12 protein-coding genes are annotated in these 13,375 nt (G+C 67.8%); 7 read left to right on the top strand and 5 right to left on the bottom strand.

Features of this window, described 5'->3' with window-relative positions; translation table 11 throughout:
- Positions 1–68 precede the first annotated feature (68 nt).
- Together ACIRR9_RS34215 and ACIRR9_RS34210 are read left to right on the top strand one after the other, a co-directional pair.
- Complete coding sequence (locus ACIRR9_RS34215) at positions 69–467, top strand: OB-fold nucleic acid binding domain-containing protein (protein WP_123973521.1); 399 nt, start codon at positions 69–71, stop codon at positions 465–467.
- A gap of 3 nt (positions 468–470) precedes the next feature.
- Complete coding sequence (locus ACIRR9_RS34210; protein ID WP_403759963.1) at positions 471–1,226, top strand: DUF3159 domain-containing protein; 756 nt, start codon at positions 471–473, stop codon at positions 1,224–1,226.
- 80 nt (positions 1,227–1,306) lie between these two features.
- Here the strand turns inward: ACIRR9_RS34210 and ACIRR9_RS34205 are convergent, their stop codons facing one another.
- The gene (locus ACIRR9_RS34205; protein WP_365347142.1) at positions 1,307–1,978 is read right to left on the bottom strand and encodes a TrkA family potassium uptake protein; all 672 of its coding nucleotides are present in this window, start codon (positions 1,976–1,978) and stop codon (positions 1,307–1,309) included.
- Positions 1,978–2,649 carry a TrkA family potassium uptake protein gene (locus ACIRR9_RS34200; RefSeq protein ID WP_089104280.1) on the bottom strand — a complete coding sequence of 224 codons (672 nt, stop codon included), beginning with the start codon at positions 2,647–2,649 and terminating at the stop codon, positions 1,978–1,980. The genes ACIRR9_RS34205 and ACIRR9_RS34200 overlap by 1 nt, the downstream gene beginning before the upstream one ends.
- 363 nt (positions 2,650–3,012) lie before the next feature.
- Here ACIRR9_RS34200 and ACIRR9_RS34195 point away from each other — a divergent pair, with 363 nt between their 5' ends.
- The 3 genes from ACIRR9_RS34195 (at position 3,013) to ACIRR9_RS34185 (ending at position 7,559) form a co-directional block, all read left to right on the top strand.
- The gene (locus ACIRR9_RS34195) at positions 3,013–5,061 is read left to right on the top strand and encodes an APC family permease (RefSeq protein ID WP_403759959.1); all 2,049 of its coding nucleotides are present in this window, start codon (positions 3,013–3,015) and stop codon (positions 5,059–5,061) included.
- Positions 5,062–5,148: 87 nt separating this feature from the next.
- Entirely contained in the window at positions 5,149–6,477 is a 1,329-nt protein-coding gene (locus tag ACIRR9_RS34190) for a class I SAM-dependent RNA methyltransferase (RefSeq protein ID WP_403759956.1), read from the top strand.
- A 623-nt stretch (positions 6,478–7,100) separates the two neighbouring features.
- On the top strand, positions 7,101–7,559 hold the full coding sequence (locus ACIRR9_RS34185) for a hypothetical protein (protein ID WP_403759953.1): 459 nt from the start codon (positions 7,101–7,103) through the stop codon (positions 7,557–7,559).
- A gap of 78 nt (positions 7,560–7,637) precedes the next feature.
- Here ACIRR9_RS34185 and ACIRR9_RS34180 read toward each other — a convergent pair whose 3' ends face one another.
- Positions 7,638–7,988 carry an SbcC/MukB-like Walker B domain-containing protein gene (locus ACIRR9_RS34180; RefSeq protein ID WP_403760129.1) on the bottom strand — a complete coding sequence of 117 codons (351 nt, stop codon included), beginning with the start codon at positions 7,986–7,988 and terminating at the stop codon, positions 7,638–7,640.
- Between the two features lie 64 nt (positions 7,989–8,052).
- Entirely contained in the window at positions 8,053–8,694 is a 642-nt protein-coding gene (locus tag ACIRR9_RS34175) for a cysteine hydrolase (RefSeq protein WP_403759950.1), read from the bottom strand.
- Positions 8,695–9,351: 657 nt separating this feature from the next.
- Between ACIRR9_RS34175 and ACIRR9_RS34170 the strand changes: the two genes are divergently transcribed.
- The gene (locus ACIRR9_RS34170; RefSeq protein WP_403759947.1) at positions 9,352–10,797 is read left to right on the top strand and encodes an aldehyde dehydrogenase family protein; all 1,446 of its coding nucleotides are present in this window, start codon (positions 9,352–9,354) and stop codon (positions 10,795–10,797) included.
- 551 nt (positions 10,798–11,348) lie between these two features.
- Here ACIRR9_RS34170 and ACIRR9_RS34165 read toward each other — a convergent pair.
- Complete coding sequence (locus ACIRR9_RS34165) at positions 11,349–12,098, bottom strand: SDR family oxidoreductase (RefSeq protein WP_403759944.1); 750 nt, start codon at positions 12,096–12,098, stop codon at positions 11,349–11,351.
- A 319-nt stretch (positions 12,099–12,417) separates the two neighbouring features.
- On the opposite strand from ACIRR9_RS34165, the gene ACIRR9_RS34160 reads away from it, so the two are divergent.
- Entirely contained in the window at positions 12,418–13,005 is a 588-nt protein-coding gene (locus ACIRR9_RS34160; protein ID WP_403759943.1) for a TetR/AcrR family transcriptional regulator, read from the top strand.
- Positions 13,006–13,375: the final 370 nt, after the last annotated feature.

Here is a 13,375-nt window from a genome sequence, read left to right as displayed (position 1 = left end):
CCGGGCTGTCGGTCCGGGAGGCGAGCTGGACTACGGCGGTGTCGGCGGGCCCCGGTACGCTTTCAGACATGAGTGCTGTTCCTCGTTCCGAAAGGCCGGTCGGCCGGTTCCGGCGCATGCTCGACCGGCTCTCCTCGTCCCAGGAGGACCTGGAGTCGGAGGAGCTGCGCGAGGATGCCGACATCGCGGGCTGTATCCGGATCGGCGACTGCCAGGACCGGCAGATCGTCACCGTTACTGGTACCTTGCGCACGGTCACCCTGCGGCCGCGGGCCGGAGTCCCGGCCCTGGAGGCGGAGCTCTTCGACGGCTCCGCCGCGCTGGACGTGGTGTGGCTCGGCAGGCGCTCCATCGTGGGCATAGAACCGGGGCGCAGGCTGATCGCATCTGGCCGGATCTCGATGAGCCGGGGCCGCCGGGTGCTGTTCAATCCCAAGTACGAACTGAGACCCCTCGGTAGGGAGTAGCCGGTGACGTCGCTCGACAAGCCGACCGAAGACACGCAGGCGCAGGCCGATGCGCGGGCGGTGACCGAGGCCGCGCTGTTCGAGGCGTTCGGCGGCGTGCGCGGCATGGTCGAAACCGTCCTGCCCGGCCTGCTGTTCGTCACGATCTTCACCATCAACAAGGACCTGCACTGGTCGGCGATCGCCGCCCTCGCGGTGTCCCTGGTGCTGGTCGTGGTCCGCCTCGTCATGAAGGACACCGTCAAGCACGCCTTCAGCGGTGTCTTCGGTGTCGCCTTCGGTGTCGTCTTCGCGATGATGACCGGCAACGCCAAGGACTTCTACCTGCCCGGCATGCTCTACACGCTGGGCCTGGCACTGGCGTACATCATCACGACCTTGTGCGGGGTCCCGCTGATCGGCCTTATCCTCGGCCCGGTCTTCAAGGAGAACCTCTCCTGGCGCACCCGCAACCCCGGCCGCAAGAAGGCCTACGCCAAGGCCAGCTGGGCCTGGGGTCTGATCCTGCTCGCCAAGTGCGCGATCCTCTTCCCGCTCTACTGGTGGGCCAACACCGCCCAACTGGGCTGGGTGCTGGTCGCGTTGAAGATCCCGCCGTTCCTGCTCGCCGTCTGGCTGACCTGGGTCTTCCTGGCCAAGGCACCGGCGCCGATCGACGTCTTCGCGGAGATGGAGGCGGCGGAGAAGGCCGAGGAGGAGCGCAAGGCGGCACTGGCCGCGGAGAGCGGCGAGGCCTCCGGCGGACGCCACCGCAGGTAGCACACGAGAGAAGGGCGCCCTCCGCAGCGGAGGGCGCCCTTCTTCCTTGCCTGCGTCAGCTGTCCCGGCGCTTGCCCGCGTCAGCTGTCCTCGCGCCGGACCGACAGCAGGTCCTCCAACTGCTCCTCTCGGGCCTGCGCGGCCACGAAGAGAAGTTCGTCACCCGCCTCCAGGGAGTCCTCCCGGGAGGGGGTCAGGACCCGGTTGCCGCGGATGATCGTGACCAGGGAGGTGTCCTGGGGCCACTCCACGTCGCCGACCTGGGTGCCGGCCAGGGCCGACTCCTCGGGCAGCGTCAGCTCGACGAGGTTGGCGTCGCCGTGGCTGAAGCGCAGCAGGCGGACCAGGTCGCCGACGCTCACCGCCTCCTCGACGAGGGCCGACATCAGACGCGGCGTGGAGACGGCGACGTCCACGCCCCAGGCCTCGCTGAACAGCCACTCGTTCCTGGGGTTGTTCACCCGGGCGACGACGCGCGGAACGCCGTACTCCGTCTTCGCGAGGAGCGAGACGACCAGGTTCACCTTGTCGTCGCCCGTCGCGGCGATCACGACGTTGCAGCGCTGCAGCGCCGCCTCGTCCAGCGAGGTGATCTCGCAGGCGTCGGCCAGCAGCCACTCCGCCTGGGGGACCCGCTCCACCGAGATGGCGGTCGGGGCCTTGTCGATCAGCAGGACCTCGTGGCCGTTCTCCAGCAGCTCGCCCGCGATCGAGCGACCGACCGCGCCGGCTCCGGCAATGGCGACCCTCATCAGTGACCGCCCTCCTCTTCCGGACCCCCGGCGAAGGCGGCCTCGACCTTGTCGACGTCGTCCGTCCGCATCATCACGTGCACCAGATCGCCCTCCTGCAGCACCGTCTGCGAGGTGGGCAGCATCGCCTCGCCGAGCCGGGTCAGGAACGCGACCCGGACGCCGGTCTCCTCCTGCAGCTTGCTGATCTTGTGGCCGACCCACTTCGGGGAGGCGTGCACCTCGGCGAGCTGGACCCCGCCGGTGGGGTCGCGCCACAGCGGCTCCGCGCCCGAGGGCAGCAGCCGGCGCAGCATCTGGTCGGCGGTCCAGCGGACCGTGGCGACGGTCGGGATACCGAGGCGCTGGTAGACCTCGGCGCGCCGGGGGTCGTAGATCCGGGCCGCGACGTTCTCCACCCCGAACATCTCACGGGCCACCCGCGCGGAGATGATGTTCGAGTTGTCACCGCTGGAGACGGCGGCGAAGGCGCCCGCCTCCTCGATGCCGGCTTCGCGCAGGGTGTCCTGGTCGAAGCCGACCCCGGTGACCCGACGGCCCCCGAATCCGGGGCCCAGCCTGCGGAAGGCGGTGGGGTCCTGGTCGATCACGGCGACCGTGTGCCCCTGTTGCTCCAGGGTCTGGGCGAGAGCGGAACCCACTCTGCCGCAGCCCATGATGACGATGTGCACGACCGTCCTTCCGGTGTCCCAAAGTTACTGCTCAGCCACATCAGGGTCTCAGACCGAGGCCCAAGCTACACACGCACCGTCCCCGCCGGGCACCCCTCGGCCAAGCTCATCTCCGAGTGATGCTGCGCACGCTCCAGGCGGTGAGGATTCCGAGGCCGACGAGGGCGACCGTGGCGCCGATCAGCTCTGCGGTCGCGGGCATGGGACCTCCGAAGTGCGAAGACAGGCGGGGTCTGCCATCTAGGCACGGATGGGGCGTAAGCTGCGGAATCCGCAGTTCCATCCGTCACCTTTTTCACTCGGGAGGCAGATCCGGCACTGCGGCTGGAGACCTGCCAGGTGGAAGGCCTACGATCCTCTCTCGTGTCCAAACTGACCGACGTGCCCAAACGGATCCTGATCGGGCGCGCACTGCGCAGCGACCGGTTGGGCGAAACGCTCCTGCCGAAGCGCATCGCACTCCCCGTGTTCGCTTCCGACCCGCTGTCCTCCGTCGCCTACGCGCCGGGGGAGGTCCTGCTGGTCCTGTCCATCGCGGGCGTGTCGGCGTACCACTTCAGCCCCTGGATCGCCGTCGCGGTCGTCGTGCTGATGTTCACGGTGGTCGCCTCCTACCGGCAGAACGTGCATGCCTACCCGAGCGGCGGCGGTGACTACGAGGTCGCCACCACCAACCTCGGCGCCAAGGCGGGCCTCACCGTCGCCAGCGCCCTGCTCGTCGACTACGTCCTGACCGTCGCCGTCTCCATCGCCTCCGGCATCGAGAACCTCGGCTCCGCGATCCCCTTCGTCGTCGAGCACAAGGTGCTGTGCGCGGTCACCGTGATCGTGCTGCTCACGCTGATGAACCTGCGCGGTGTGAAGGAGTCCGGCAAGCTCTTCGCGATCCCGACGTACGTGTTCGTCGGCGGCGTCTTCATCATGATCGCGTGGGGTGCGTTCCGGGGCCTGGTCCTCGGGGACACGATGCACGCGCCCACGGCGTCGTACACGATCAAGGCCGAGCACCAGGGCCTGGCCGGCTTCGCCCTGGTCTTCCTCCTCCTCCGCGCCTTCTCCTCCGGCTGTGCCGCGCTCACCGGAGTCGAGGCCATCTCCAACGGCGTCCCGGCCTTCCGCAAGCCCAAGTCGAAGAACGCCGCGAGCACGCTGGCCGCGATGGGCCTGCTGGCGGTCACCATGTTCTGCGGCATCATCGCGCTCGCCATGGCCACCAAGGTCCGCATGGCCGAGAACCCGGCCACCGACCTGATCCACAACGGCGTCCCGATCGGCTCCGGCTACGTCCAGAACCCGGTGATCTCCCAGGTCGCCGAGGCGGTCTTCGGCAAGGGCAGCTTCCTGTTCGTCGTGCTCGCCGCGGCCACCGCCCTGGTCCTGTTCCTGGCCGCGAACACCGCGTACAACGGCTTCCCCCTCCTCGGCTCGATCCTCGCCCAGGACCGCTACCTGCCGCGTCAGCTGCACACCCGCGGCGACCGCCTCGCCTTCTCCAACGGCATCGTGCTGCTCGCCGGCGCCGCCGCCCTGCTCACGGTCATCTACGGCGCGGACTCGACCCGCCTGATCCAGCTCTACATCGTCGGCGTGTTCGTGTCCTTCACGCTCAGCCAGACCGGCATGGTCCGGCACTGGAACCGCCACCTGGCGGTGGAGCAGGACCCGGCCAAGCGCAGCCACATGATCCGCTCCCGCGCGATCAACGCCTTCGGCGCCTTCTTCACCGGCCTGGTGCTGGTCGTCGTCCTGGTCACGAAGTTCACCCACGGCGCCTGGGTGGCGCTGCTCGGCATGTGCATCTTCTACGCGACGATGACCGCGATCCGTAAGCACTACGACCGCGTCTCCGAGGAGATCTCCGCTCCCGAGGAACCGGACGACGACCTCGTCCGCCCCTCCCGCGTCCACTCGGTCGTCCTGATCTCCAAGATCCACCGCCCCACCCTGCGCGCCCTGGCCTACGCCAAGCTGATGCGCTCGGACACCCTGGAGGCGCTCACCGTCAACGTCGACCCGGCCGAGACGAAGGCGCTGCGCGAGGAGTGGGAGCGGCGCGGTATAGACGTACCGCTGAAGGTCCTCGACTCGCCGTACCGCGAGATCACCCGGCCGATCATCGAGTATGTGAAGAGCCTGCGCGCCCAGTCGCCGCGCGACGCGGTCTCCGTGATCATCCCGGAGTACGTCGTGGGCCGCTGGTACGAGCACATCCTGCACAACCAGAGCGCGCTGCGGCTGAAGGGCCGGTTGCTGTTCACACCCGGTGTGATGGTGACCTCCGTGCCCTACCAGCTGGCGTCCTCCGAGGCGGCCAAGATCCGGGCCCGCAAGCGGCAGGAGTGGAACGCGCCGGGTGCGGTGCGGCGTGGTCCGGCGGAGGCACGGCCGAAGGAGCCCAGCGGCAGTAACTAGGGGTTTGCGGGACCACGTAGACTGGTGGGCTGTCGTCGGCCCACGCGCGGCCGCTCCCCCCTCTCTCTGATCTGGAGTCACCCCGCCATGCAGGCAGAACCGAAGAAAACGCTGGTGGGGACGGAGTACGAGGTCGAGGTCGGCCCGGTCGCGCACGGCGGGCACTGCATCGCCCGCACCGCCGAGGGCCAGGTCCTGTTCGTCCGGCACGCGCTGCCCGGCGAGCGGGTCGTGGCCCGGGTGACCGAAGGCGAGGAGGGGGCCCGCTACCTGCGCGCCGACGCGGTCGAGATCCTGGACGCGTCCAAGGACCGGGTGCCGGCTCCCTGCCCCTACGCCGGTCCCGGCCGCTGCGGCGGCTGCGACTGGCAGCACGCCAAGCCGGGCGCCCAGCGACGTCTCAAGGGCGAGGTGATCGCCGAACAGCTCCAGCGGCTCGCCGGCCTCACGCCCGAGGACGTCGGCTGGGACGGCACGGTCATGCCCGCCGAGGGCGACAAACTGCCGGCGGGCGAGGTGCCGCAGTGGCGCACCCGGGTGCAGTACGCCGTCGACGCCGACGGCAACGCGGGGCTGCGCCGGCACCGCTCGCACGAGGTGGAGCCGATCGAGCACTGCATGATCGCGGCGCCGGGGATCAGTGAGCTGGGCATCGAGGAACGCGACTGGTCGGGCATGGTCTCGGTCGACGCGATCGCCGCGACGGGCTCCCAGGACCGCATGGTGATCCTGGAGCCCCGCCCCGGCGCCCGCCTCCCCCTCGTCGAACTCGACCGGCCGGTGTCGGTCATGCGGGTCGACGAGCACGACGGCGGGATCCACCGCGTCCACGGCCGCGCGTTCGTGCGCGAGCGCGCAGACGGCCGCACCCACCGGGTCGGCAGCGGCGGCTTCTGGCAGGTCCACCCGAAGGCGGCGGACACCCTGGTGACGGCGGTCATGCAGGGCCTCCTCCCGCGCAAGGGCGAAATGGCCCTGGACCTCTACTGCGGCGTCGGCCTCTTCGCCGGCGCCCTCGCGGACCGCCTCGGCGAGAAGGGCGCGGTCCTCGGCATCGAGTCCGGCAAGCGCGCGGTCGAGGACGCCCGGCACAACCTCGCCGACTTCCCCCGGGTCCGCATCGAACAGGGCAAGGTCGAGTCGGTCCTCCCGCGCACCGGCATCACCGAGGTCGACCTCATCGTCCTCGACCCGCCCCGCGCGGGCGCGGGCCGCAAGACGGTCGAACACCTGACGTCCCTCGCCGCCCGCCGCATCGCCTACGTCGCCTGCGACCCGGCCGCCCTGGCCCGGGACCTGGCGTACTTCCGGGACGGGGGGTACCGCGTGCGGACATTGCGGGCGTTCGATCTGTTTCCGATGACCCACCATGTGGAGTGTGTCGCCATCCTCGAACCGGCCGGAAAGGCCGCCTGACCTGCGCGTTCGGGTGGTGTGCGGTGTGGGCTTTACGGGCGATGTCCTGACGCTGGAATGACGCTCTCCGAGGTGTCTTGACGCTCATTTGAGAGTGTCAAGGTGGCCAACTTCGATGGGCGCCCAGGGCAGGCGACGTTGAGCGCAGACCCACTGGCTCCTGCTGGTCAGATGCCCCCGGAAGAGACCGGCGGACGCGGTGACCTGCTGCGATGGACGGTGGCAGGTCGTCGACCTGGAGGAATGGTCTTTCGGCTGCTTCACATGCTTACTCGTCGATGCGGACGGAAGTCCCGTCAGCCGGGTGGCCCAGTAAGTCAGCGGCCTCCAAGGACTTTCGGATCCGACCACTCAATGCTCCGGAGACGGCCTGGAGGTCGAGCGGGTGGTGAACGGTTCGCCGGAGGTGTGCCGGAGGCCGGCAGCGATGTTCTGGCGGTCGGCTGCCTGGACGTGTTGATCGCCAGGTTGCGCAGCGTTGCCATGTTCTCGGGGCCGCGGCCGGTGCGGACCTGCGGACACCACGACCGCTGATAGCGCTTCAGCCCCGCTTCCTCGAACGCGCAGGACACGACCCACTTCATCGTCTGGGTTCCGACCAACGACGTTGAGGGGGGTTCTTCATGACGTCTTCGTGGAACAACAGCCTGCCCCTCATCGGTGTGGCTGCTGGGGCCATAGCCACCGTGGTCGGCCAGTACCTGCCCACCCGGGACTCCAAGGCACGCGCCAAGGAAGCACACGCGGCGGCAGTCCGTGCCGAACTGAAGGAACCGATCCTGGAATTCCTCAAGATTTGCCAGCAAGTCGAGCACGTTGCCGAGCGCTGCTCTCGTCATGACCGATACGTCGAGGGCTCTTCGGACCTGACGCATGAAATGGCGTTCCGCCAGAGGGCTCTTCAACTGGTAGCGGGTCGCGACCTCGTCAAAGCCGCCAGGAAGTACCAGGAGGGGTTGAACTTCGCCTGTTACAACACCACATCGCCTGGTAGTGGGGACGTCTGGGAGTACATGTCGAGCCTCCGGATTCCGTTCCTGGATGCAGCGAAGAAGGCCCTGGGCGTCCCGGAATCCGGCTGACCAGCCGCGTGGGGTGTGGTCCGGTCGGAGGTCGCTGCCATGTCAGGCTCCCTGCCCGGTGGCGGGGTCGGCCGCGGACTATGCGTGGACGAGGCGCTCCCGCCCGTATGGGGCGATGGTCAGGGTGCGCAGGCGTGAGTGGGGTCCGGTGGGGTTGTCGACGAAGCCGACGGCGGACACGTAGGGCTCGATGACGTGGATCTTCTGTAGGGGCGTGACGATGAGCAGGTGGAGGCCGAGGCGTTTCAGGAGGTCCACGGCGAAGCGGGCGTATTCCTCGGAGCCGCTTCCGAAGGCTTCATCGATGACGACGAACCGGAAGGTTCGGGGGCGGTCGTTGCCGAGTTTGAACTGGTAGGCGAGAGAGGTGGCCAGGATGGTGTAGGCGAACTTCTTCTGGCCGCCGGACTTCTCGGCGCATACGAGCAGGGCCTCCTGAACAGCTCGTCGGTGTCGAAGCAGCCCGGTCGCCTTCGGGGAGGCTGCGAGTTCCTCAGTGCATTCGAGCGAGCACTTCGTCAGTCGACAGCAACTCGTGGGCGAAGAAACGGTAGTTGATGATCGCCGCCTGATAGCCGTCGCCCCAGACCGGGTGTCGGGGTCCAGCGGTTGCGTCCCTTACTACGGCGACCTCAAATCCCTCCTCGATGAGGTGCCGCATATGGGACTCAACGCACATGTTCGCCAGCATTCCGCCAAGAATAATCTTTTGCATTCCCCGCTTGCGCAGTTGCAGTACCAAGTCGTTGGTTTCCGGTCCGAATACCTTGTGCGGGCTGGCGACCACCGTTTTGCCGTCTTCGATATAGGGCTTGAAGCGGTCCAACCAGTCTGCCCCGGAGTTTTGGAACCCGGTCAGATCGAGCTGCCCCGTCCGTGCGAACGTGTGCGTTTCGAGCTCGCTTGTCTCGAGTGGTCCGTTCATCTTCCATCCGTTGTCGGTCGGGTAGAAGTAATGGGGCGAGATGAAGACCTCGTATCCGCCCGCCTTCGCCGTCTCGAAGATCCTCTCCATATTCTCGACGGTCCTGTTCTCTGTGACGCTCGCTCCCACCGCGTCCCAGTTCGCTCCGTCCTCGCTCAGAACGTCGTTCTGAGGGTCGATGAACACAACCGCCGTGTCGGTATTCTTCATTTCCACCTGGTGCTCCTCACGAATAACAAACCACTGGTGCGACAAGTATCAGGTACGGTGGATGTCCTTCCGGAGCACATTCCGGTCCGGCGCGAGGCCTCTTCCTGGGCCGCTGCGGATTGGTCCGACACCAAGCGACATCAGTCGAGTTCCGTGCTCACCTTCGGTGTGTGCTCTGAGGAGGCACTGCCTCGGCCAGTCGACCCTACGTTCCACTTTGCCCCATCGTGCGCCGGTATGCATCACTTAACGCGCCGCACTGTTCGCGGGTTTGGATGCGGTGCTCGTGGAAGCTGACAGCATGTGCCCGGTGTGACGCGGGAGCAGGCGATTCGGCAGTGCGGGCTGCGAGAACAATCGAAGGAGAAGAATTGAACCGAGGACGCCGCTCCGCCCGCCGCGAGGAGACCTCCGGCGACGGTCAGCCGAAAGAGCCAATGCTGCGACGAGGTGAGCGGCGTCGGTCACTGGTCCCGTATCGAACGTCGATACCCGCGAGTCGTCGGCCGTACCTCGCTCAAGCCTACCTTCCGGCATGCGTAAGTATGTGATCAGTACACCACGTACAAAACGTCTGTCACTTCGGCGGTCCTAAGGTTTGACTGCTGGCGGATACGCGTCAGCGCACCTTCAGACATAAAGGGCCGTGGATAGGACATGATTTCCACCCGTGCTTTCTGGCTCGCCGGTCGCCCGGCCAGCGGTGAGACGACCTTGGCGGTTTCCTCTCCCTGGACCGGCCGGCTCATCGGCGAGGTCAGTATTCCCACCGATGAGCAGGTCGAGGAGGCGGTGGCGGCGGCATACGCCGTTCGCGATGAGTTCGCGGCTACACCGGCATATGTGCGTGCCGCCGCGCTCGACCATGTGAGCAAGCGCCTCGCGGAGCGTAGTGAGGAGATCGCGCAGGTCATTTCTGCGGAGAACGGGAAGCCGATCAAATGGGCTCGCGTCGAGGTCGGCCGTGCGGTGTCCGTGTTCCGGTTCGCCGCGGAGGAAGCCCGTCGCTTTAACAGCGGCGAGGCTCAGCGGCTGGACACTGACGCCGGCGGCCAGGGGCGGCTCGCGCTCACCCGTCGCTTCCCGAAGGGCGTTGTGCTGGGGATCACGCCGTTCAACTTCCCGCTGAACCAGGGTGCCCACAAAGTCGCGCCGGCTATCGCGGCCGGCGCCCCGATCATCCTGAAGCCGGCGCCCAATACTCCGCTGTCGGGTCTGATCATCGGTGACCTGCTTGCCGAGACCGAACTGCCGGCCGGTTCATGGAGCATCCTGCCGGTCGCCAATGACCGGATGCCGGGACTGGTGCAGGACGAGCGCCTGCCCGTCATCTCGTTCACCGGCTCCGAGAGGGTCGGCTACGCCATCATGGACTCGGTTCCCAGGAAGCACTGCACGCTGGAGCTCGGCGGGAACGGTGCGGCCGTGGTGCTGGCCGACTTCGCGCGCGACGAGGATCTCGACTGGGCCGCCCAGCGTATCGCTGTGTTCTCCAACTACCAGGGCGGACAGTCCTGTATCTCCGTGCAGCGTGTCATAGCCGACGCCGCGGTGTACGACCGGTTGCTGCCACGTATCGTCGCGGCCGTCGAGTCTCAGGTCACGGGGGACCCGTCGGATGACAGAACTGATGTGGGTCCGCTTGTCAGTGAGGAGGCAGCATGCCGCGTCGAGTCGTGGGTCGACGAAGCCGTCGGTTCCGGGGCCACGCTGTATTCGGGCGGTAAGCGGGAGGGCGCCTCGTACGCGCCCACGGTCCTCGCGGATGTTCCGGCAGACACGACCTTGGCCTGCGAGGAGGTCTTCGGGCCGGTTCTCACGGTCCTCAAGGTGTCCGGTGAGGCCGAGGCCTTCGCCGCCGTGAACGAGTCCAAGTACGGGCTGCAGACAGGCGTGTTCACCCGCGACCTGCAGGCTGCCTTCCGGGCGCATCGGGCTCTGGAGGTCGGGGGAGTCGTGATCGGCGACGTGCCCTCCTATCGCGCCGACCAGATGCCCTACGGCGGGGCCAAGCAGTCTGGTGTCGGTCGCGAAGGAGTGAAGTTCGCCATGGCGGACTACACCTACGAGCGCGTGCTGGTCCTCACTGACCTTGCGCTGTAGTCGCAAGGCACTCCCGTCGGATGCCGTGCTGCATGCCGGCCGCCGGTCGCGGAGGGCAGGTCGGCCGGCGGCCCCGAACCCGCCGTCGCCGGCCGACCTGCGGACCCGGCTGAGCACTTCGGCATCCTGCGGTCCGGTTCAGCGGGCTACGGACTCAAAGAGTCGCATCTGCGCAAGCGACGCAATCATGGCTTCCCTGCTGCTCGTTCTGCCTTCGCACGCGTCCCGTTCGGTGCGGGATTCGCCGTCAGGACCCTTCGGACCGGGGGAGCGGTGGCGATCTGACGCACACGGCACCACAGGAGTGTGGCCCGGCCGCTGACGGCCGGGCCACACGCACCCCGCTCACGCCGGTGCCGGCGCTCAGAAGCAGGCGTCTTTCCTATGGGCGCAGCGGCGGAGGGACTCGAGGTCGGTTGCGGGTGTCACCGTGTGCGTGCACACCGGAGGGGCTGTACCCGCCCGGACGTCCGCTGCGACTACCGGTGTGACCGCGACGTGGACACGCTCTTGTCTTCGCCGGGCGGGCACAATGCGTCCTCCTGCGGCGATCAGATCTGGTTGAGTCCGCCGTCGACGAACAGCTCGGATCCGGTGACGAAGCTGCTCTCACTGCTGGCGAGGAACAGTGCGGCAGCTGCGGCCTCGTCCGGGTGCCCCATCCGGCCCAGCGGAATCTGGCCGGCGAAGGCGTCCCTCATCTTCGCGGCCTGGTCGGCGTCCGCGGCCAGGCCGGTGATGCCCGGGGTGACGATCGGGCCGGGAACCAGGGTGTTCACTCGGATCGCGCGGCCGCTGAGTTCATTGGCCCAGGTGCGGGAGAAGGAACGGACCGCGGCCTTGGAGGCCGCGTATACGCCGAAGGCCGCGCCGCCCGAGGTAGCGGCAGTCGATCCGGTCAGGATCACCGAGGCGCCGTCGTTGAGCAGCGGAATGGCCTTCTGGACGGTGAAGAGCATGCCTCGTACGTTGATGTTGAAGGTGGCGTCGAAGTGCTCCTCGGTGACCTGCTCGAGAGCGGCGAACTCACCGCCGCCCGCGTTGGCGAACAGTACGTCGATGGACCGGCCTTGCTCGGCGACAGCCGCGTAGAGGCGGTCGATGTCCGCGAGGTTCGCGACGTCGCCCTGGACGGCGGTGGCTTCCCCACCGATCTCGACCAGCGCGGCGTCTAGAGCCTCCTGCCGGCGGCCGGTGATGAACACGTGCGCGCCCTCACGTGCGAATCGCATGGCGGTGGCCAGGCCGATTCCGCTGTTGCCGCCGGTGACGACCGCCGTCTTCCCGTCAAGCTGTCCCATGATCGTTTATCCCTGTCCGGTGCGGACTCCAGAAGTCGTGCACCAAGTGTCACTGCGGTGTTACGGCCCGAGCCGGACGGCTCCGAGCCTTCTTTATGGACCATACGGTAAAGAACCGAGTTATGGACCGAACGGAAAATAATGTGACTGCAGCCACGCCTCGGAGTGGCGGCAGGTCGGCCGGTGTCCGCCCGTCCGGCAGGGTGTCGGGAAAGCCGGAGGTCGAGCCGCGTGCCACGCGCCCCGCCGACGTGTGCCGCAGGCGCCGGACGGCTCGCAATCTGGACCGATAGGTCAAGAAGGGCGTATGCTGTTGAGCATGGGGCGACCGCGGAATTTTGATGAGAACCAGGTTCTGGAGTCTGCGCGCGAGCAGTTCTGGAATCAGGGCTACGCGGCTACGTCACTGCAGGACCTGACGAACGCCACGGGGCTGGGCAAGGGGAGTCTGTACGGGGCCTTCGGCGACAAGAGGCAGCTGTTCCTGCACGTGCTGGACGACTATCGCGGCGAACAGCTGAACGGCGTCCGGGCGGTCCTCGCCGGGCCCGGTACGGCCTTCGAACGCCTGACCCTGCTGGTTGAGGGGGTGGCCAAGGGATTCACGGAGGACCCGCAGCGGCGCGGCTGTCTTCTGGTCAACAGCACGTCCGAGCTGCACAGCAATGATCCGGATGTCGTCTCCCGGGCCCGCACCAGCTACCAAGAGGTCGAAGATCTTCTGATCGCCTGCGTGAAGGAAGCCCAGGACGAGGGGACGGTCGCACCGGGCGCGGACGCCCAGGAGCTCGGGCGACTGCTCCTCGCGGTCATGCAGGGCATCGAGTTTCTCGCGAAGACCGGCATGGGCGGCTCGGCTCTGCTGCAGATAGGCCAGGCCGCTCTCAAGCAGCTGTCCCGGTGCTGACTGGCCAGGACGGGATTCTTGGCCCCGCTTCCGGGCCTTCTCCGTGGTGAGTGCCGGAGCCGGCTGAAGTCGCCCCGGGGTGCGTCCGGTTCGAGCGGGGGCGACGCGAGTCTCCTCAAGGCGGGGCCGAGAATTCCGCTTGGCGGGCGAGCGTCCAGCGCGCCTGCCCTCCGAGCGCCCCCGCGGTCGTCCGGCCGTCGGTCTCAGCGCGGTTGGCGGTCTGACCCTTTCACCGTGCCTCTGGGCGGGCCGTCTCGGGCCGTACGGCTGCGCCATCGTCTGGGTCATCGACTGCGCCTCACCGCCGGCCGGACGATGCTCTGGCGGCCGAAGGTGCCGGACCGTGTCCCACGGAGCACCGGGGACAGGG

Origin of the sequence: Streptomyces sp. NPDC101234, assembly GCF_044767525.1 — a bacterium.
GTDB classification, from domain to species: Bacteria; Actinomycetota; Actinomycetes; order Streptomycetales; family Streptomycetaceae; genus Streptomyces; species Streptomyces sasae.
The sequence above is the reverse complement of the archived record's forward strand: the minus strand, read 5'-3'. Positions and strand labels throughout refer to the sequence as shown.